Origin of the sequence: Lysinibacillus sp. VIII_CA, assembly GCF_049943995.1 — a bacterium.
In the GTDB taxonomy this organism is placed as follows: Bacteria; Bacillota; Bacilli; order Bacillales_A; family Planococcaceae; genus Lysinibacillus; species Lysinibacillus pinottii.
This window is the reverse complement of sequence record NZ_JBNFXM010000017.1, coordinates 1-19,473: the sequence shown is the minus strand read 5'-3', so window position 1 is coordinate 19,473 and position 19,473 is coordinate 1. Positions and strand designations below refer to the sequence as shown.

Genomic DNA, 19,473 nt, shown 5'->3' with positions numbered 1-19,473 from the left:
TCTAGAAGATAAACAATATTGATTGCTAAATTAATTAGGATATATTCTAAAATCAGTATGAACTTAACATTAACAGAGTAATTATGATTATAAAATAAGTTAAGTTCATAATCATAATTTTGAGTATACTCTTCATAAGGAGGGACAATTAATATGGAGAAAGTAAGGGCATGTGAATGTAGTAAATGTGAAAAAAACAATAAAAATCAGTTGGGTTTTAACATTGGTGATTCAATAAAAGTATATTCATATGGTCATCAGTTATGTAAAATTGGTATGTTTTTAGAAAAAAATCACTCTTTCCTGAAGTGGCTAGATCAAGAGCAGCATATACATTTTACAAGTTTACAGTCAATCCATATTCAAAAACTTAATTAATTTACAATAATATATTTTCTCCCGCTTAATAAGCTATATTACTATGTTATTAAGATTAGTTTTATTTTATAAAAAAATCTACTTTTTAGAGATGATTAAATAGTTTCAAACTGTAATTACAGAACTAAGACAAAATGGCGAGAAGTATGGCTTTTATCATCTATTCCTCAAAATAGTATTTCTATATCGAATTGAGCAGATTTTTCAAGTATATTCACTTAATTGACAACATTTATATTCGAATATCAAGGTGTTAACAGCAAGCATAAAAACAACCTTGTCCCCAAAAAGTTAGAATTATATATACAACTTATAAGAACTTAGTCTGTTATTGTACTTGAGTAAGTTCTTATAAGTGTTTCCAGGGTACCCGTGGCGATAAGAAGCTGAAGGCAAACACCGGTCCGAGAAATACGAATCTTATATAAGGTTAGATATGACTTGATAAGGAAGCAAAGTCCTTTCTGACAAGGGTCATTTAAAAGAGGCGAATAGATGGTGTGAAAGTGCATATGCTTATCCGGGGACCTCTGATGGAAACGTGAAGTACCCTTCATAACCTACTTGGTAACAAGTAACAGAACCCTCAGAAGTCAGTAGAGGTGATAGTACGATTGGGCCTAGAACTAGTCAGAAGGACTGAAAAATTAAGAGAAAATAGCCCTTTGTATACCAATTCGAATAAATGAACACAGAAAAAAGAGAAACCCTGATGCGGAACTGATCCCAATAGTATAGACAAATAAAAAAAGCATCTTCGATTGAATTCGGGTTTAGAAACCTAAACTTCAATTAGGAGGTGCTTTTTCTATGAGTACACTAGTGAGTTATCCAATGAAATAAAAATGAAAGCCATTGAGATACGACTAGCAGGTATACCAATGAGACAGGTTTTAAATGAATTAAATATACGGCATCGAACACAAGTAGGAACATGGATGCGTTGGTATACAAATGGAGAAATAAATCGATTTGAACAATCTGTCGGTAAACAATATAAATTCCATAAAGGGCCTGAATACGCGAGTGAACAAGCAAAATGATGGAAAGTCGCGTCAGGCCATGGAGCGACGTATTGGTGATCTCTGCCGTGAACATAAATATTCGGTATGGTTATCGAAAAATCACCGCACTCTTAAGCCAAGAAACATGCGTGAATCATAAGACTGTCCAACACATCATGCAAAAATATGGTTGGCAATGTCGCGTGAAAGTGAAAAAACGTAAACAAACTGGACAACCCTACTATATCGCAACGAATTTATTCAATCGTGACTTTGTGGCAACGGCCCCTTTACAAAAGCTCGTTACCGATATTACTTACTTGCCTTTTGGTCAGAAACAGTTGTATCTTTCAAGTATTCAAGATTTATATAATGGCGAGATTATCGCTTATTCAATTGGTGAACGCCAAGATACGGATTTCGTATTGCATACATTAGCCCAACTAAACCATTTGCCTGAAGGTTGTACGTTGCATAGTGACCAAGGCTCGGTATACACATCTTATCGTTACCAACAAGCCGTAAAAGGAAAAGGCATTACCATGAGTATGTCCCGTAAAGGTACACCCGCTGATAATGCCCCTATCGAATCGTTTCATTCTGTATTAAAGTCTGAAACGTTCTACTTAGACAATTTGAAACGTACTACGACGGCCATCGTAGAACAAACTGTCAAAGACTATATAAATTATTATAACTATATCCGAATACAAACGAAACTAAACAACCAGTCGCCGGTTCAGTACCGACAACTGGTTGGATAATGCTTTTTTGATCCCTGTCTTATATATAGGGGTCAGTCCCTGCTTAGGTGCAGTTTTTTGGGTCAAATATACTACTGAAGATAAGTTACAAGCTGTTGAGCGCTACTTAATTAGAACGGAAAGTTCCTATGGTATAGCTAAATCTATGGTGACTGATATAAAAGCAAGCATTAAATGTGTTAAGCAATATGAATTCAATGGAGTTGAAGCTTCTATTCAGACGTAAACAAATTACACATTATAGTTTAAATTGGATGTAATAAATTTTATGATTGAAAATGGTACGTCCTTAAACGAAACGGTAGCGACTTTTAAGATACCTGCTTCTTCGACAATTTATCGCATGTTATAAACTTATTTAGCGGGGAAATTCTCACCTATACAGTTTGCTCTAGATCAACCTATACTTTTTTTAGGGATCACTTCAAAAATAATGGTAAGGTCCATGAGTATATTTCGGAAGGTGTAGTTCAGGTGGGCATAAGAAGGCAACCTATCCATGGAAAGGAACGAAAAGATTGAATAAAATTCTAGCACGTCCGAATATGATACAAGCATTAAACCTAGTAGAAAGGAATATAGGATGCCAGTACACCCTTATGTCAATACATTCTCGAAAATCTATTAAAAACGAAAAAAGAATTCACGGTAAACCGTAACTAAAACTTATCTGTAAATATCTCCAAACTAGTTTCATAATTAATGGAGTTATCCCAAGTACAGTATAAGGAAGTAAAAAGTAATCAGCAATTCTTCGAACATGGAAACGAAAATTCCTAAGGTTTAGTTTCACGAATTATACAGAAACTAAGGTCTGGATGGTGAAAATAAGCCAGTAGCGAATGAAGAAAATACGCTTGTGAGGGTTCGTTGTAAATCGACTAAGTTGGACAATAAAAAAATAAGAGCTTTTACCCTTATACTATCAACTAAAAAGAGTTTGTCCCTATGTCATATCAACGTCGAACTTTTTCATCTGAATTCAAAACTTAATTAGTAAAACTTTAGACAATGAAAATCCCTGTCGAGAATACGAAATAACATATTGCACTTTAATTTGAAATTAATAAAACCGGTTCGTTCGCAAAAGATAATCGCTCTGAAGAAGGTAAAGAACTAAGCTAGATTACATAAAGAAAGCCAAAGTTTACTGAGGGAAAATATTATTTTTAAGCAATCAACGTTAAAAAAAGATGTGATTAAAAATAAAACACACAAGTATTCAGTACAATTATATATATTTCTGTGTCGAAAGCGAAGCGACAGTTATAATGTGTGATGTCCTAGATATTCCAAAAAGTATGAAGTATGTATTGCTTTTATGGCGATGTTTGTGAAAAGCTATGCTGAAAAATAAAGTTAAAGACATTTCCCAAGAGGTTGTGAGTATTCTCAACCGTAACAATTATGATATGCGTAAAATCCAAACATAACTAAGTAAATTACTAGAGCCAAAGTACTTATCACGTCGTCGAATTGGCCGTTTTAGTTTTCGTACTTATTGAAAGCTATGCAATGTTTATAAAGTTCAACCTCACCAACCTGCAAAGTCTGCACAAAGTGAGGTTAAATTTTTTGTCACAAGTTACTTAGTACTGATTTTAAAATAGTATTACATGTCTATAAATGTAGTATATATAGACCTTGTAAGTTTGGGTCCATTTCCAATAGGTTATTTACGTAAATTATACTTTGGAAAAATTTCAATTAAATCTAATTAGTAGAGTCATTTTCATGGAGTGACATTTAAAGTAGGGAATCGTTAGTATCATTCATATTCAAAGAAAAATATCCCAGATATTTTAATCGTCGTACAATCGGTATCAACGGGTAGTACCTCTAAATGACGAACTTGGATATGTTCTCCATCAATCGCATAATAGGGAAGGGTACTTACACTATATTTTAAAACATGTTCAATAGAGACAGTTTCTTGATAACAGAGTGAAATGGAGGTATCTTTGTTACTCGATGAATAAATATATTGTGTATGGATTGGTTCAATGAATACATTCAGTAAGAAAGGTATACAACCTTTTATTTTTAATGCATATAAATCAACTTCCACAAGGCCACAATTTTCTACTTCAATGGATTTTTTACAAGTTTCTTTTGTCATGGATAAATAGCTTACATCATACACCAATTTAGGTTCTTGTTTTCTTAATTGAAAGCCCTTTGGGATATTCATGAAAACTGAAAAAGGTAATCGATAATTTTTATGGTTTGGATCTATAAAACTATTTACTGTTGATTTCATGTCGGTTAGGGTAGGAATAAAATTAGATTCATATTGGTTGTTTTTACTCATTGAATTGAACGCCTCCTGATATAAAAGAATCTTATGATCATAAAATAATTCACACATTTAGGTTCCAATACATTTTATGTATCAAAATTTTATATATGTTTTTTTGTTACCTTCTAAATTTTTGTAAATGCGTGTTTCCTTTTCTTATAGAAGGACTATTTATGTTTTTTTAAATTTACACGATTAATAACTGGAAAAACAATACGGGCGATATCAACAGGTTGAAAAGAATACTCTAAATATAAATAAATATTGGGAGTAAAACAAACACCACTAAACGGGAAAGAATTATGAATTATCAGTGACTTTCCAGCTAATTATACGATTAATCGTAGTGAACAAACAATTTTATTTTATGGTTGTTTTTTTGAACTATTTTTGGCAATATGAACGAGCTGGTTTCATTTATTACATCCTTGATATTCAACAATTTTTTGTACAACCTGAGGGACATGAAATGAAACAACGCATAGATTACGTTTGAGTGTATTGTCTTCTTTTTATACTTTTTGTTTATACGAAGAGTATCTTGTTCACCTATCAAAAGTAGGTTTCAACGTCTTCCTCAACCTATTCCTTATTATTTGCAGAAAGGGGGTATCATTAAAGCACGGCAACACTCGGATAAATCTTATTTGAGAAATCAAGCAATTCTTGAATTTCTGCTGACTTTTGGATGTAGAGTTGCAGAAGTGAACCAGAACCTTTATGATGTGGATCATAAAATCGTGAGCCCACTTAATTAGAAAAGGGAGAAAGATTGGTGTAGTGCATTTTTCAGACAAGTATGCTGTTCTCCTTGAACGTTACTTTTCATCCCAACGAATGACGAGTAAGGCACTTTTTGTAGATTCAAAAGGGAAGCGGATAGGTATTCGGTGCATACCAATTATAGTCAATCAAATTGGAAAAGATGCTGGACTTTATACGAGATTACATCCTCAGTAATAATGAAGAACAAGGAATAATAACATCCAATAAACGTATAATTTGTTAATGATTATAGTTATAGCTTGGCTGTAAGTATTATGGATCTTTTCAAAAGCAGTTGGACCAATACTTGCCTCCTGTGACAACCATTTGATGAAATTAAAACAAAAGATATAGAAACTAACTAATTTATTTGGGTGTTGTAAAGTTATTTAGACGGATGGCTTTAAATATTACATTACGGCTTACAATAGTAGCACATTTAGCAATCAAGGGATGAAATAGGAAAGTATTCTTGGATAATAGCACATGACAGTCCTGCTGTCCGTACTCCATTATGATCAACATAATTATTATGTGCTATAACTCCATCCAATTAAAACTTTTAATCATATAAATTCCTCCTATTTAGTGTAACTATTCCTAATTTGATATACTTTATATATTAAAATTTTAATTTATTTACAGATTGCACTTTATATCTATTTTTAAAAAGGGATAATATATTTCGACAATGCACTCTTTAAACACGATTCACATACGATTATATTTTATTTGCGCACAAACCAGAATAAACCCCAAAATAAAAATAACAGGCGAGTTACAAAATAGGATTACTTTATCTGAGATTCATTTGGCTACAAAGCTATAATTGCCTATGATTATTGTATAACAACATAAAGAATGACATAGAATAGGATATATATTTTTTAAAAGGGGAGGAGTTTTATATGTTAAGACCTAAGTTTCTTAATTTACTTGAAGGTGCTTGGATTAGGGTATATTCTGCAGGGAAATTGGAAGGAAAGGGTTGTTACTTATCTACTTATGAAGATAAAGACCACTCATTTTTATGTTGGAAGAACGAGTTAGGAAATCCAACATACACCAGTTTGACTTCAATTAGTGTAGAGATAATAAATAATAATAACAACTTTGAACATAACCATAACAACAACCTCAAACATAACCATAACAACAACCTCAAACATAACCATAACAACAACCTCAAACATAACCATAATAACAACTTCGAACATAACCATAATAACAACTTTGAACATAACCATAGTAACAACTTTGAACATAACCATAATAACAACTTTGAACATAACCATAATAACAACTTCGAACATAACCATAATAACAACTTTGAACATAACCATAATAACAACTTTGAACATAACCATAATAACAACTTTGAACATAACCATAATAACAATTTTGAACATAACCATAATAACAATTTTGAACATAACCATAATAACAATTTTGAACATAACCATAATAACAAACTATAGTGGAATCTCTTGTTAATTTACCAAAACCCATTATGCCTTTCTGTAAATCAATAAGAAAATAGTTACTATCAACGTAATTTGCTGGTGAAAACTGCTAACACAATAGCTGAGCCATGAATTATTCTGTTATATTCCCCATTAGGTAGACCGGTTAAAAAATATACCTGCCTATCAATGGGGAGTGATATTATCCCCTTTAGGTAGACAATGTTAAAAAAACTACAGTACGCTGTAGATAACATTATACGTAAAGGGGATTTTTCGATGTTGAGAAATAATAATACATATTCAAATGAGTTGAAATTAGAAGTAGTACAGGCTTATTTGGCGGGAGAAGAAAGTATGCAAAAGATTGCGGAAAAATACGAGATTCGTAATGTTTCACAAGTGAAGGTATGGGTGAGAAAATTTAAAGAAGTAGAGTCGATTGACACGTTTAACCGTCTTCCCTCTGCTGGATCGGGGGGAAAGGCATAAAAAATCCGTTAAAAGGCAAACGGATTCACTTCAAAGATATAGAAGAAGAACGTGACTACTTCAAGGCGCAGGTAGAATATTTAAAAAAGCAGTATCCAAATCTGTAAATGGAGGAATGCCTACTTATCCAGATCGTTATCAAATCACTGATGAAATGAAGAACCGTTATCCGATTACATGGCTGGCTGAGATGGCGAAAATCCAACGTTCCGGCTATTATAAGTGGTTAAAAAATGGCAAGGTATCGTTGCGGAAACAGGATGATATCCTTTTAAAAGAACACATTTTAACCATTCATCAAACAAATAAAATGTATGGTTATCCACGCGTAAAAATCGCTTTGCGTGATAAAGGATTGAAGGTAAACCACAAAAAGTGTATCGATTGATGTGCGAATTAGGCATCCAATCCATTATCCGTAAGAAACGTCGCGTGTGGAAAAATCGAGTATCACGAACATTTGAGAATGTGTTAGAGCGCCAATTTAAAGACCGTGCAGAGAATGAAGTATTCGTCACAGATATTAAGTATTTACCGACAAAAACAGGCTTTCTATATCTGTCTGCCATTCAAGATTTATACAACAATGAAATTGTGGCTTGGCAAGTAGGCAACCGGAATGATTTACAGCTCGTGATGGACACATTAAGCGAGTTAACGACAAAAAGAAATGTGTATCGAAGAATCATCCACTCGGATCAAGGCTTTCAATACACATCTCTTAAATATCACCAAACAGTTGAACAGCTCGGCATGATTGGCAGCCATTCCCACAAAGGGAACTGCCATGATAACGCCTGCATTGAATCTTTCTTCTCGCACTTTAAAAGCGAATGTTTGTATCTTCTACAAGATCATTCAGAAGAGGAAATGATCCAAGCAGTTGAGCAGTATATCTACTTTTATAACTATAAACGCTTTCAAAAACGATTCAACCATCTGACACCTATAGGATATCGATATCAGATGGCTGCTTAGTCTTTTTAAAACTGTCTACTTGACAGGGGTAAGTCCAGAGTTATTTCATGTCTAAAAAAACATTTACTTTCCATACAACAAATTCACACTTCTAGAATAGTGTGCTCTTTATGAATTGCAAGGTGCAGAAGCCTTAATATGTTTTACTAAAAATAAAGTGTAATCAGAAGAATAGAAGAAAAATGCTGTGACAGGTTATCAATTAGGAACTCACTTGTTGAAGTCGTCGCTAAATATGGTTGTGATTTATCATTGCTCAAATCATGGGTTGAAGATTATACTAGTCATAGATAGATCATTAGAATATTATGATAAACGCATAAATTACTCTGAAAACAACTGTAGAAGAACTTATAGAAATCGTCAACGTATCCCGTGCAGCTTACTACAAATAGTGGAGAAATAACATCTTTCTGATATTTATAAATAGACATATACGGCTATCGTCTAGTCCATCCATGAAAAAAGAAACACATAAACAACCAAAACAAACACCGTAGAAGGCTCACAAGAAGTGCTTCAAGTTGTACCAATCAGCTTGAAATGGAAAACGAGTATTTAAAAAAGTTGAAGGCCTTTTTTTAAGTCAAGGAAACATCATCATAGAATACAAAGTAAGGGTCATCTATGAATTAAGGCATAAATACTCGGTGAAGAAACTAAAGCGTCCAGATCCAAATACCTAATTAAAGGCGGCCGAAATTCAATCCATCCACAACGAACATAAAGGCCGTTACGGAAACCTTCGTATTTGTGATGAACTCGCAAATCGTAGACTAAGAGTGAATCATTAGAAGATACAACATATCATGAAAACACTTCATTTAAAGTGCGTAGTCAGAATGAAATAGTATAAATCATATAAAGAGACAGTCGGTAAAATCGCACCGAATATTTTAGCGCAGTTTTACAACTGAAGCCCCTATTGAAAAGTGGGTAACAGATATTTCAGAGTTAAAAATGTTTGGTGAAATATTCTATTTATCCCCTGTTTTAGTCAACGGAGAAATTATTACTTATAGAATTGGTCATCGACCAACGTATTCACTTGGTTCAGAACTGTTGGAGAAAGCATTAGCGAAGTTACCAGAGGAACGCCTAATACTGATGCATTCTATTCAAGGCCAGAATTATCAAATGGAGTCCGAATCTACCTCCACATCGGTAAAGCGCACGCCAGCCCTTGAGCGTTGTCTTATTTACGGAAAACATCGTCCACCTATAAGTTAAACTATAATTAAGTTTTTTTACACTCTCTAGTGAAAAGGAAACGCTTAATAAGGAGGTGGTGGCCTCCCTACTTTTTAGCTCCTTCATCCATTATGAAAACATTTATATTCATTTTTTCAATAGAATTTACAGTAATGGTATTTAATTTATCGACAGTCCATGATTGGGGTCTGAAACGATAAGACTTTTCTGAAAGATTGAAAATATCGGAGTCTATTTCCACACCTTTCATAAATGTACTTTGAAACTGTGCTGAAATAATTTTTTTGACATCCTTTTCAATAGTTTTTATTCCGATGTTTTTGGGATTTTCTCTAATTGAAGCTTTTACATCTAAATTTAAAATGTATTTAGGAATGGTGTCACCGACAATTTCTATATCATAATCTATATTATCAATAAACAACGAAACTGATTTTTCCTTTATTGATAATTTCATGTTATCAAAATCCTTATTAAACCAATCTAGCCCTGAAAGTTCTTCTTCCTTTATCCAACCATTGAATTTTTGACGTGAAAGAAAATAAGCACCACTTATTTTTAATATAGTTTTAGATTTATTTTCCTCCATCCAATAATCTTCACTAATTTTTATTGTAGGAACCATTATTGATCCAACTGGTTCATAATATCTTTTGATCATGTCTTGTATAGTACTGGTTGATATGAAAGAATTAAAGAATAATTGTTCATTTGGATCATAAGGAAATGTTAATGTAGGTGGCTGATAAAAGAGACCATGTACATTCATTATCTCTTTAATATTATCTTCATATCCATAAGCTAACGTATTGTAACGTAGATAATAATCCCTACTAAAAAAATCAAAAAATTCATCCAGATGACCATCCAATATATTTTTGGAAATAAAGATAGTTTTTATATGTCCATAATACAAAGGGTTAACGGAATTCTTTTCTATATCATCGATTGCACCCTGAATGGTTTCACCTTCTCCATGTCCAACTACTATAGGGGAAGGCTCAGTTCCAGGATCTGAGCCCGCAACATTGATAAATCCGTAAGCTTGAAAATATAAATGATACACATCATTAGAATAATCAATACCAAGAGCGGTAATATAAACTTCACTTTGTATTTCCTTCGTACCTAAACAGCCGCCTAGCATAAATAATAAAGGAAAAATTAATGTTATTTTGAATGTGGACGTATAGTAATGGGACATTTATAATCTCCATTCTGCTGAAACAGTCAGTCTTTTATTTTCATTCTAAAGGGCATTTTTAAAAAACCTTTAATAAGATTGGGTATACTAACTTTATAAAATGTAGAAAGGTAAGGATGCCCGAAACTTTCTAATGACGAGATATATGTTAAGAAAAATAAGACACTTAAAACAAAGCCATACATTCCAAAAAATGCGGAAATTATTAATGTTGCAACTCTTATTAAAAATACATTTCCTAGTACATTTTGATTAATTAATGTGTAGCTAGATATAACGGTAAGTGCTCCAATTACTAATGTTGATGGTGATGTAAATCCCGCTCTTATAGCAGCATCCCCAACTATTAAGCCTCCTAAAACTGCAACAGTTTGACCTACAGCTTTAGGTAAGCGTATTCCCGCTTCTCTAAAGAGGTCAAAAAAAATGAGCATAATAAGAATTTCGAACGAAGAGGAAACAGGGAGTCCAATTTTAGATGCAGATATTGATACTAGTAAGGGAAAGGGTAGCTGGTTAAGTTGATGGACAGTTAATGCAATCCAAAACCCAGGTAAAAATATACTTGTTAATAAAGAGGTAATCCTTAAAATTCGTGAAAAACTCACAAATAAAAAATTCGTTTGATCATCTTCAGCTGCTTTCAAAATAAGTAATAAATTTACAGGTCCAATTAAACAGCTTGGACTTCCATCTACCAATATGACAAAACGGCCTTTATTGAGGGAACTTACTACAAAATCGGGCCTTCCTGAATAATCAAGGAGGGGAAAGAGTGTCAGCTTATCATAAAGTAATTCTTCAATATGGTAACTACTTGCAATATTATCTACTTTTATTTTATTAAGTTTGTTTTGTACATTCTTTAAAGTGTTTTGATCAATATAGTTCTCAATATAGAGCAATGAAACTTTTGTTTTACTGGTGTCGCCAATTGTAAAATCGTCACTTGATAAATTTTTACTTTTTAATCTCATTCTTATTAAAGAAAAATTTGTATCTATATTTTCAACAAACCCGTCTCTAGGCCCTCTTAATGAGACTTCCATATTTGATTCTTCAATGGATCGTTCAGGTAGTTTAGCTAAATTGGTTGAATATAAGCTATTCGATGGAACATGATAAAAATATAAAAAACCCGAGAAAATTTTTCTATTTATTTCATCTGTCTTCATTCTGTACTCTTTGATCTCCTGTACTTCTAAATAGCGATTTATAATTTCCACATCATATAAATTTCCTTGTTCAGCCAGAAATCTAATATTTGGTAATAATGAATTTAAAAAAAGTACACTATCAATTAAACTATGGCAATAGATAAATATAACTTCATGTTTTTCGTTATTAAACATATAGAATTTACTACTTACCGTTATATCTGATTGGTGGTCAAATTCTTTATAAAAAAAATCCTTATTTTCAGTCAAGATGATGAACTCCCTTTTGCTTTTTTTCTAATACGTAGAAAACAGTCATAAAAAAGAATAAAAATAAAAAAATAGAAAGAAGATAAGTGCTTTTTATAAATGACAAAAAATCAGAAACAGACCAAGGAATTAATAATCCTATTGTTAAGCTTAGATAACCAATAATTAATATAAATTTTCGATTTTTAAAGAAGGATGACACAATATACATAAATAAACATATACGAATAAAAGCCATTGATAATATTTGGAGAACAGATAAAGAATCTAATCTTGTAAAGTACTTACCAAATGACAAAACTCTCCATTGCTCGTTTATAGGAAAGAGCATTTTTTTAGTGAGATAAATGCCAAATTCAGATACAGTAGTCACAATAGCGATAAAAACTAATAAGACAAACATTATAGAGAAAACGAGTATTCCTGTCCTTTTCATTTGCTCTTTTACATAACTATTTAAAACGATTAAAATAAAGCCCATTTCTAAAATACCAATACATATGTATAATATTCCCCATAAAATGGACGGAGTATTACTTGTATTTACTGGTAATAATAGTTCGTATTCATTGTTCATTGAGTTCCCTAAATTGAGGAGTACAAATAAAAAAATATATAGTGAACAAATAATCAATGACAGGATAGCAATAGTTTTGATCCCTTTTAGGGAACCATAAAAGCATAATAATATAAATAAAAGTACTGTAATAAAATATGGATAATCAGAGTTAAAACTTTCTTCTGCCCAAATAATTGTAAATTTGAGTGAGACGAACGTTGATGAAATTAAATACATGATATATGAAGTAATGATAAATAAATAAAGTGGTCTATTATCTTGTGAAAATTGTTGTTCAAAAAACGAGGTATTATTTAATTTATGGGTAATTCTAGAAATAAGGAATGCTAAAATTAATATTGGTATTAAACTTGCCAAAGCACTTACCCATGCTTCACGTTCGACGATTGTGAAAATGGTAGGAATTAAAACGAAATGTGCTAAAAAACTAACAGATAGAAATAACAAACAATATACATGTATTGGCTGTAAAACTTTTTTCATTTTACACCTCCCTAACAAGAATGCCCATTAAGTTTTTTGTATATACACTTAATCGGGTGAAAAGTCTGAAAACATTCTTGAAAGATGGACGTATTGAAATAGATAAAAAGCTATTGGAATACCATCCGTCACAATATCATAGGGAGAAAAAATAGCTTATCTCTGTCAGCGAAGAAGGTGCAATTACAAACTCCATCTATACGTGTGGAAATTAGAATAGCCGTATATCTGTAAAAAAACTATGATAAATGGGTACTCGTTATCCCTACCGAGAATATGCACTATTTTTTATAATTTAGGCTTACGATTTAACAAAAATACAATTTGTTTAATAATGGAATGTTTTAGATAACTCGTTGATTAACGTTTGGGAATCAGCACTCATTAAGTATGGTGGGTTGCCCCTATGACGAAGACAACATTTAAAGAAAATAAAACCTATTTTAAAATGTCTTACTCTCCACCCCTTGAATAGATAGCTATTGAACGTAATCTAGAAAAAAATACAGATGATATTTTTAATGACCGGCTAGAACCAAGTATACTTTTAGGGGAGTATAGACTAAATAATAGAATTATTGTTTCAGATATGTATCGTTCTTTCCTCTATACAGATGAAATAACCCATAAGCAAATAGAAAAAGAGGTGCTGTATGCTTTTGAAGAAAATGAAAAGAACCTTCAGCTACTAAAAGATACCTATTTGAAACCTGATGAAAATAAACTATTAAACGAATTAATTCTGGAATATCCGAACTTTAAAGAGAGTATGAACAAAGTTTTTCAACTAAGTCTTGCCAATAAGAATGAGGATGCGATAAGTCTCTTTAATGTAAGTGTCAAACCTTTATATGAAGAAATTATGGAAAAAGGTTTACATTTAACAGAAATGAATAAAAAATACGCTAGCGCCTTGAATTCTGAAAGTAAAGCCTTAGCAAATAAAAGTATCAAGTTTTCTCTAATTACTTCAATTGTATTAGGAATTTTGTTCGTAGCTATTTGTTTAATAGGTGTGCAAAAATATTTAATTTCTCCAATAAAAAAATTGAAATTTGCTGTTCAAAAAGCGGAAGGTGGAGTATTAGATTTTAATGTAAACTATAATTCAAATGATGAAATAGGAGTATTAACGTCTTCATTTAGTCAAATGGTTGCGCAATTACAAAATCTAATTGGTCAAGTAAAACAATCATCTGAACAGTTGGCAGCATTTTCAATTAAGCTTTCGGCAAGTGCGGAACAAACAAGTGGGGCAAGTGATCATATTGCGTCTGTTACGTTAGATGTGGCCAGTGGCTCAGACGAACAAGTTAGAACGGTTACAGAAACATCGAATGTTGTAAATAATATGGTACAAAATGTCCAAACAATATCTAGAAATTCTAAGAATGTGAAAGAAGCTGCTACACAAGCAAAACAACTTTCTGTTGATGGGAATAATATTATTAAAAATGCAGTTCTACAAATGAACTCGATAGAAACATCTATTGGTGGTCTGAATAATATTATTGGTGGTTTAGGTGAGCGTTCAGCGGAAATTGGGGAGATAGTAGAGGTTATTACAAGTATTGCTACCCAAACAAATCTACTGGCATTAAATGCTGCGATAGAAGCTGCACGAGCAGGCGAACAAGGAAAAGGTTTTGCTGTCGTTTCTGAAGAAGTGCGAAAATTGGCAGAAGAATCATCAACATCTGCGCTGAGAATTTCTGATCTTATAGTTAGAATTCAAGAAGAAACGAATAAAGCGGTGGACTTCATGCAGTTTACTACGAATGAGGTGAAAACGGGTATTAATAATGTGAATGGCGCAGGCGAATCATTTGAGAAAATTCAACAATCTGTTAAAGAGGTATCCCTTCAAATTAATGAAGTGTCTAGTTCCGTAGAGCAGATGGTTGGAGGTGCAGATCAATTGTCCAAAACTATGGAACAAATTATAGAAATCTCCTTAAGTACTGCAGAAGGGACACAGAATATTTCAGCAGCAACGGAAGAACAATTAGCCTCGATGCAAGAAATTGCTGCATCTACTATTACACTATCTAAGATGGCGGAAGACTTACATGAACAAACAAGTGTTTTCAAAGTTTAAAGTAAATCAAAAATAATATTTTTTTGAGAAAGTTCAGTAAGAAAGGATAATTTGTAAAGAAAAGATATATGTTTAACCGAAGAAAGAATGCTTGAAAATATTTAATTTCAATACTCACCTACTGATGATCTTTTGGGAAGAAAACAATGAATACACCTATTTAAGGTGAGTACGATGATTAAATGCTTTTATAGTAGTTTTTTATTTTGCCTTTATTCTTTTTTGAATTAAATAGGCTACACTTCGTTGGACAGTTTTTATAGAGTATTAGATTCAATTACTAAGCTCTTCAACGAAGAAGAGCTTTATATGGAGCAAGGGGCATGATAGCCTTGTTTGGCTAATCCAGCCCTATTTAGCTGAATTCTTGGCGCAACGAATCATGCCCATAGAGGCTCAACCTGTCCGTCCCTTATGCTTTAACGGAACCCTTAAAAAAGTTGTCCAAAAGTGTTACCATTCCAAATTGTAATATTGAAAATAGTCTTTAAATTCTTGTTCAAAAGGTAACATAGATTTTAATTCTTATAGAAAAAGAAGTTTAACTTTTTAATAAGATATAGCTAGTTTGTCTGATTTAAAATACCTCTTTGAAGAAATATTCACTATCATTAATAAAATTATTTTCTTAGCATACTATACATTAACCTAATATCTATTGATGTAATCATGGATAGTACTAACAAACGAGACAATATAGAACACTTGAAGGTACTTTATATACAAGATATGTCTCTAAAAGAAAAAGTTACAATAATGTAATAATCAATAGAATGTTTTTGAATTATGGAATCCCAATTACTTTTCTCAAGCTTCTCGATGCTGTTCGATAATGTTTAGGAGGAAAACAATTTGAAAAAAATGGCTTTGTTATTAGTAATGGTCACAAGTATTCTTTTTTCTACGACAGATGTATTTGCCTCAAATCCAGTTGAACTCCATGGATTGAAGCCACCAGGTGAAAGTTTTATACCTGGTGAGTGGTTTCTTGGAGATACTCCACCTAAAGCTGATCCGAATAAACCACCTATTGTTTTTGTTCAAGGGAAAAACGGAAATTCTACAAATTGGTATGGTCATACGGAATATCACGGTCTTAATGACATGTATACAAAAGCTTATGAAGCTGGGTATCAAACTGTATTTGTTCAATTGTATGATTCAGCAGGTAAAGGTTCTTATAGTCAATACGATAACGGAAAATTATTAGCCTCTATGTTAAAAGAAATCAGTCAACATTTTCACGGAAAAAAATTAAATATAGTTGCATATAGCAAGGGTGGACCCGATACTCAAGCAGCATTAGTACTTAATAATGCTCATCCGTACGTTGGTAGGGTGTTTACTTTAGGATCCCCTCATTATGGATCAGAGTTAGCTGACCTTGCATATAGTTGGTGGGCAGGTTGGCTAGCTGATTTACTAGGTGAAAAAGATGATGGAACATATTCACTTCAAGTTGGAGAAATGGAACACTTTCGCTCACTAATAGACAATCACCCAAACGTAAGCAAGAACAACTATTATACAATTGCCGGTACTAATACAGGACCATTTCTATCTGCACTCTGGATGGGTGGTCTATATCTTTCCGACCCAAATGATGGATTAGTCAAAGAGGCAAGTACTAAATTATTTTACGGAACACATCTATTTACCGATACCTCACTTGACCATGACAATATTCGAATGGGATCTTCGGTATTTTCTAGATTGGAATATTACCTACAATCTTCTTCTACTGATCTTTTCATTATGAACAAAGAATACTTTTCACAATCTGAAATGTTTCAAGAGTTAGATGTTTCTCATTATTTTTATGGAGGAAATTTACAGTCATCAAATGATGTTACACATTCTTTTTATGTAGATACCGCACTCGATAATGTTACATTGTGGACAGGATTAACTACTGACAAGATAGAGTTGGTATCTCCTTCAGGAAAAGAATACACAAACGAGACAATCCAATCTTATGAGGATGCCTCTTTCTTTAATGGCGTGGCACCTCATACATTTACTGATGTTATCTCTGAAAAGGGGGAATGGAAGATAAATATAAGCACGCAGGCAAGTGATAATGCGTATCTACTAGCTGTTCAACATGGCGGTCCATCTTTGATTAAGGTGAGTATTCCAACAGCAGCATTAGACACGGATAATATTATTACAATACAAGGTAATCAAAAATTACGAAATCTTGCTTTCGATGTAGAAGTATTAGATCCAACAGGCAAAGATCTTGCCTCCTTTCTACAAATAGAAAAGGTTGATCAACAAAAATTTTCTGTAATTTCTCCAGAAAACAAAAAGTCTGGTGTATATAATATAACTTTAAATATTTCTGGTGAAACCTTACAAGGCGAGCCATATAAGAGAACGATCGTTCGTTCTAAGTATTTAAAATAGACATACTGATAATTAGAAACCGAACATGTAAACTTATATCTTAGTGACGGATGAATTTGGTATTAATAACTAAATATACATTAATAGGGTAATAAGTTACCTGATTTAAATAGAAAATTTGAAAATACCATGTTTGCACTCTGCATGGTATTTTTACTGTTAGTAAAAATACTTTACCACGAAGATATTTATGTATTAAAAAACTAGTACTGTATTAAAATAATGTCTCATTCGAATTAATCAAGACTGTCTGTAATTAACGAAAGAAACTCGTTGTCCTAACAATTACCCTTACGGGAAATATTCTGCGTATACCCATGTTTTATTATTGCTCGTACCTGATAAATCGGCGTCCTTATTTTCTAATCGAATCTATCGGTGAGCTGCTGGTGTACGCCGCCTCTATATGCTCAACAACTGTTTATTCTGATGAACTTACTAAATTTTGTGATTGAGAAGGTACTTCTATGACCATATCGACCTTTCCTAAAAGTATATTTCTTTTCCAATGCGTTTAATTTTCTTTCTTGCGGATTACTCACTCTCGTTCCAATAAAATAAGCAAGACATATAGGGATACATTAACCGATATTATTCAATTGAAGATGCTTTTTTTGTTTTGTCTAACCTGAAGGAGGGGTCAGTTCAAATTCTAAAGCAACATCATATAAAGGGGTTTCTAGTGCTAAAAAAACTTTACTACATAAAAATTACAACTCCATATGTAAGTATCGTTGAACTGCTTGAATATGTTGTTCAACATTTAATATTACCAAAAGTAAAAAAAATACAATTTTGTTAAATTATAACCAAAATTGACAATATTTTACGTCCGTTGTATACTACCGGAATGAGTCTATTTATTAGTAAAATGGGAATATAGGTAACGTAAATGCAGAAGCAAAATGAGTTGATGATTTTCGGTAAACATATTCTCATTCACGTGGTTTTTTAGTTGCAAAGTTCTATGATTTTGTGAGTCATTTAAATGCATTAAATTAAAAATACTTTTCGTTATAAATAAGGAGGTTCTGTATGAAAGAAAGTATCAAAGAAGAAAATACATGTTTGAAAACCGAAGTTCTATATGATCTAACAGAAAACCAGAAAGTATTATGGCTGGCACGTCAAGTGGACATAGAAGCTGGCATTTATAATGAACCCGTTTCTATACAATTAAAAGGTAACTTAAATCTTATAAGACTCCAAAAGGCATTGGAATATATTGTAGTGAAGCACGTAGCTTTACAAATGAACATTGTACCTACAATTGACGGTCTGAAGCAAATAAGGAAAGAAAAAGTTCTTGTTGACTTGGATTTTTATGATTGGTCTTCCTATCCTAGCAGCATACGAAAACAAAAGTTGGACGACTCTTTAATATCAAATCTTCACACAAGATTTGATCTAACATCAGATAATTTGTTTCGTTTTCAACTGTATCAATTGGGACCAAATGAATATCTTCTTTATATATTGTTTCATCATATTATTTTTGATGGTTGGAGTTTAGGACTATTCCTACGTGACTTAGAACTGGGTTATTCATTAGATACAACCGTTGAAACAGAAAAAAATACGCATGAAATGTGGATGTATGAAAATATTTTACATAAACAGCTAAATTATATTGGAACAGTGAAGTATTTAGAATCTGGGGAATATTGGCGCACAAAGTTAGAAGGCACCTTATCGAGGAGTGCATTTCCAACAAGTAAAGTAAAATCACTTATAAAAACATATCAAGGTGGAGCTTTACGATATCCAATAAGACCAGCTTTATCCAACCTTATAGAACAATTTTCAAAGGTAAATCAAGTTAGCTCATATCGTGTATGGCTAAGTATTTATATTGTTTTATTAAATCAAATGACAAATCAGACAGACTTGTTAATTGGAATGCCAATTAACACGCGA

At 32.4% G+C, this 19,473-nt stretch carries 12 protein-coding genes and 3 pseudogenes; 10 read left to right on the top strand and 5 right to left on the bottom strand.

The features are described 5' to 3' along the window. Positions 1-153: 153 nt before the first annotated feature. The 3 genes and pseudogenes from ACP3VS_RS18360 to ACP3VS_RS18350 all read left to right on the top strand — a co-directional run. A complete protein-coding gene (locus ACP3VS_RS18360) occupies positions 154-378 on the top strand; it encodes a hypothetical protein (RefSeq protein ID WP_426389505.1) in 225 nt (74 codons plus the stop codon). Between the two features lie 810 nt (positions 379-1,188). Further along, positions 1,189-2,146: pseudogene (locus tag ACP3VS_RS18355) on the top strand (IS3 family transposase). Between the two features lie 178 nt (positions 2,147-2,324). Beyond that, positions 2,325-2,483 (top strand): annotated as a pseudogene (locus tag ACP3VS_RS18350) (IS3 family transposase); the annotation flags it as partial. A 1,431-nt stretch (positions 2,484-3,914) separates the two neighbouring features. Here the strand turns inward: ACP3VS_RS18350 and ACP3VS_RS18345 are convergent. Both ACP3VS_RS18345 and ACP3VS_RS18340 read right to left on the bottom strand, forming a co-directional pair. Next, on the bottom strand, positions 3,915-4,457 hold the full coding sequence (locus ACP3VS_RS18345) for a hypothetical protein (RefSeq protein WP_426389503.1): 543 nt from the start codon (positions 4,455-4,457) through the stop codon (positions 3,915-3,917). 1,829 nt (positions 4,458-6,286) lie between these two features. Beyond that, positions 6,287-6,673 carry a hypothetical protein gene (locus ACP3VS_RS18340; RefSeq protein WP_426389501.1) on the bottom strand — a complete coding sequence of 129 codons (387 nt, stop codon included), beginning with the start codon at positions 6,671-6,673 and terminating at the stop codon, positions 6,287-6,289. A 279-nt stretch (positions 6,674-6,952) separates the two neighbouring features. Between ACP3VS_RS18340 and ACP3VS_RS18335 the strand changes: the two genes are divergently transcribed. The 4 genes and pseudogenes from ACP3VS_RS18335 to ACP3VS_RS18320 form a co-directional block, all read left to right on the top strand. Further along, positions 6,953-7,165, top strand: coding sequence for a transposase (locus ACP3VS_RS18335; RefSeq protein WP_426389499.1), 213 nt, complete (start codon positions 6,953-6,955; stop codon positions 7,163-7,165). 115 nt (positions 7,166-7,280) lie between these two features. Further along, on the top strand, positions 7,281-7,553 hold the full coding sequence (locus tag ACP3VS_RS18330) for an IS3 family transposase (RefSeq protein WP_426389498.1): 273 nt from the start codon (positions 7,281-7,283) through the stop codon (positions 7,551-7,553). Next, a complete protein-coding gene (locus ACP3VS_RS18325) occupies positions 7,553-8,143 on the top strand; it encodes an IS3 family transposase (protein WP_426389497.1) in 591 nt (196 codons plus the stop codon). The genes ACP3VS_RS18330 and ACP3VS_RS18325 overlap by 1 nt, the downstream gene beginning before the upstream one ends. A gap of 452 nt (positions 8,144-8,595) precedes the next feature. Beyond that, positions 8,596-9,283: pseudogene (locus tag ACP3VS_RS18320) on the top strand (IS3 family transposase); the annotation flags it as partial. A 157-nt stretch (positions 9,284-9,440) separates the two neighbouring features. Here ACP3VS_RS18320 and ACP3VS_RS18315 read toward each other — a convergent pair. Genes ACP3VS_RS18315 through ACP3VS_RS18305 form a run of 3 tightly spaced genes read right to left on the bottom strand, consistent with a single transcriptional unit; the run spans position 9,441 to position 13,049 of the window. Further along, positions 9,441-10,559, bottom strand: a complete 1,119-nt coding sequence (locus tag ACP3VS_RS18315; RefSeq protein WP_426389495.1) for a Ger(x)C family spore germination protein — start codon at positions 10,557-10,559, stop codon at positions 9,441-9,443. Positions 10,560-10,585: 26 nt separating this feature from the next. Next, positions 10,586-11,986 carry a spore germination protein gene (locus ACP3VS_RS18310; protein ID WP_426389494.1) on the bottom strand — a complete coding sequence of 467 codons (1,401 nt, stop codon included), beginning with the start codon at positions 11,984-11,986 and terminating at the stop codon, positions 10,586-10,588. After that, on the bottom strand, positions 11,979-13,049 hold the full coding sequence (locus tag ACP3VS_RS18305; RefSeq protein WP_426389493.1) for a GerAB/ArcD/ProY family transporter: 1,071 nt from the start codon (positions 13,047-13,049) through the stop codon (positions 11,979-11,981). Before ACP3VS_RS18305 ends, ACP3VS_RS18310 begins: the two co-directional genes overlap by 8 nt. A 475-nt stretch (positions 13,050-13,524) precedes the next feature. On the opposite strand from ACP3VS_RS18305, the gene ACP3VS_RS18300 reads away from it, so the two are divergent. From ACP3VS_RS18300 to ACP3VS_RS18290, 3 genes are all read left to right on the top strand, one after another. Beyond that, positions 13,525-15,147 carry a methyl-accepting chemotaxis protein gene (locus ACP3VS_RS18300; RefSeq protein ID WP_426389602.1) on the top strand — a complete coding sequence of 541 codons (1,623 nt, stop codon included), beginning with the start codon at positions 13,525-13,527 and terminating at the stop codon, positions 15,145-15,147. An 861-nt stretch (positions 15,148-16,008) separates the two neighbouring features. Then, positions 16,009-17,556 (top strand): esterase/lipase family protein, encoded by a 1,548-nt coding sequence (locus ACP3VS_RS18295; RefSeq protein WP_426389600.1) that lies wholly within the window; start codon positions 16,009-16,011, stop codon positions 17,554-17,556. Between the two features lie 1,035 nt (positions 17,557-18,591). Beyond that, positions 18,592-19,473: condensation domain-containing protein (locus tag ACP3VS_RS18290; RefSeq protein WP_426389491.1), on the top strand; the 882-nt coding region annotated here is incomplete at its 3' end.

Coding starts and splice junctions, on each gene's coding strand:
- ACP3VS_RS18305 (WP_426389493.1), bottom strand. CDS start 13,049: ATGAAAAAAGTTTTACAGCCAATACATGTATATTGTTTGTTATTTCTA.
- ACP3VS_RS18325 (WP_426389497.1), top strand. CDS start 7,553: ATGTGCGAATTAGGCATCCAATCCATTATCCGTAAGAAACGTCGCGTG.
- ACP3VS_RS18340 (WP_426389501.1), bottom strand. CDS start 6,673: ATGGTTATGTTCAAAATTGTTATTATGGTTATGTTCAAAATTGTTATT.
- ACP3VS_RS18295 (WP_426389600.1), top strand. CDS start 16,009: ATGGCTTTGTTATTAGTAATGGTCACAAGTATTCTTTTTTCTACGACA.
- ACP3VS_RS18360 (WP_426389505.1), top strand. CDS start 154: ATGGAGAAAGTAAGGGCATGTGAATGTAGTAAATGTGAAAAAAACAAT.
- ACP3VS_RS18345 (WP_426389503.1), bottom strand. CDS start 4,457: ATGAGTAAAAACAACCAATATGAATCTAATTTTATTCCTACCCTAACC.
- ACP3VS_RS18330 (WP_426389498.1), top strand. CDS start 7,281: ATGCCTACTTATCCAGATCGTTATCAAATCACTGATGAAATGAAGAAC.
- ACP3VS_RS18335 (WP_426389499.1), top strand. CDS start 6,953: ATGTTGAGAAATAATAATACATATTCAAATGAGTTGAAATTAGAAGTA.
- ACP3VS_RS18315 (WP_426389495.1), bottom strand. CDS start 10,559: ATGTCCCATTACTATACGTCCACATTCAAAATAACATTAATTTTTCCT.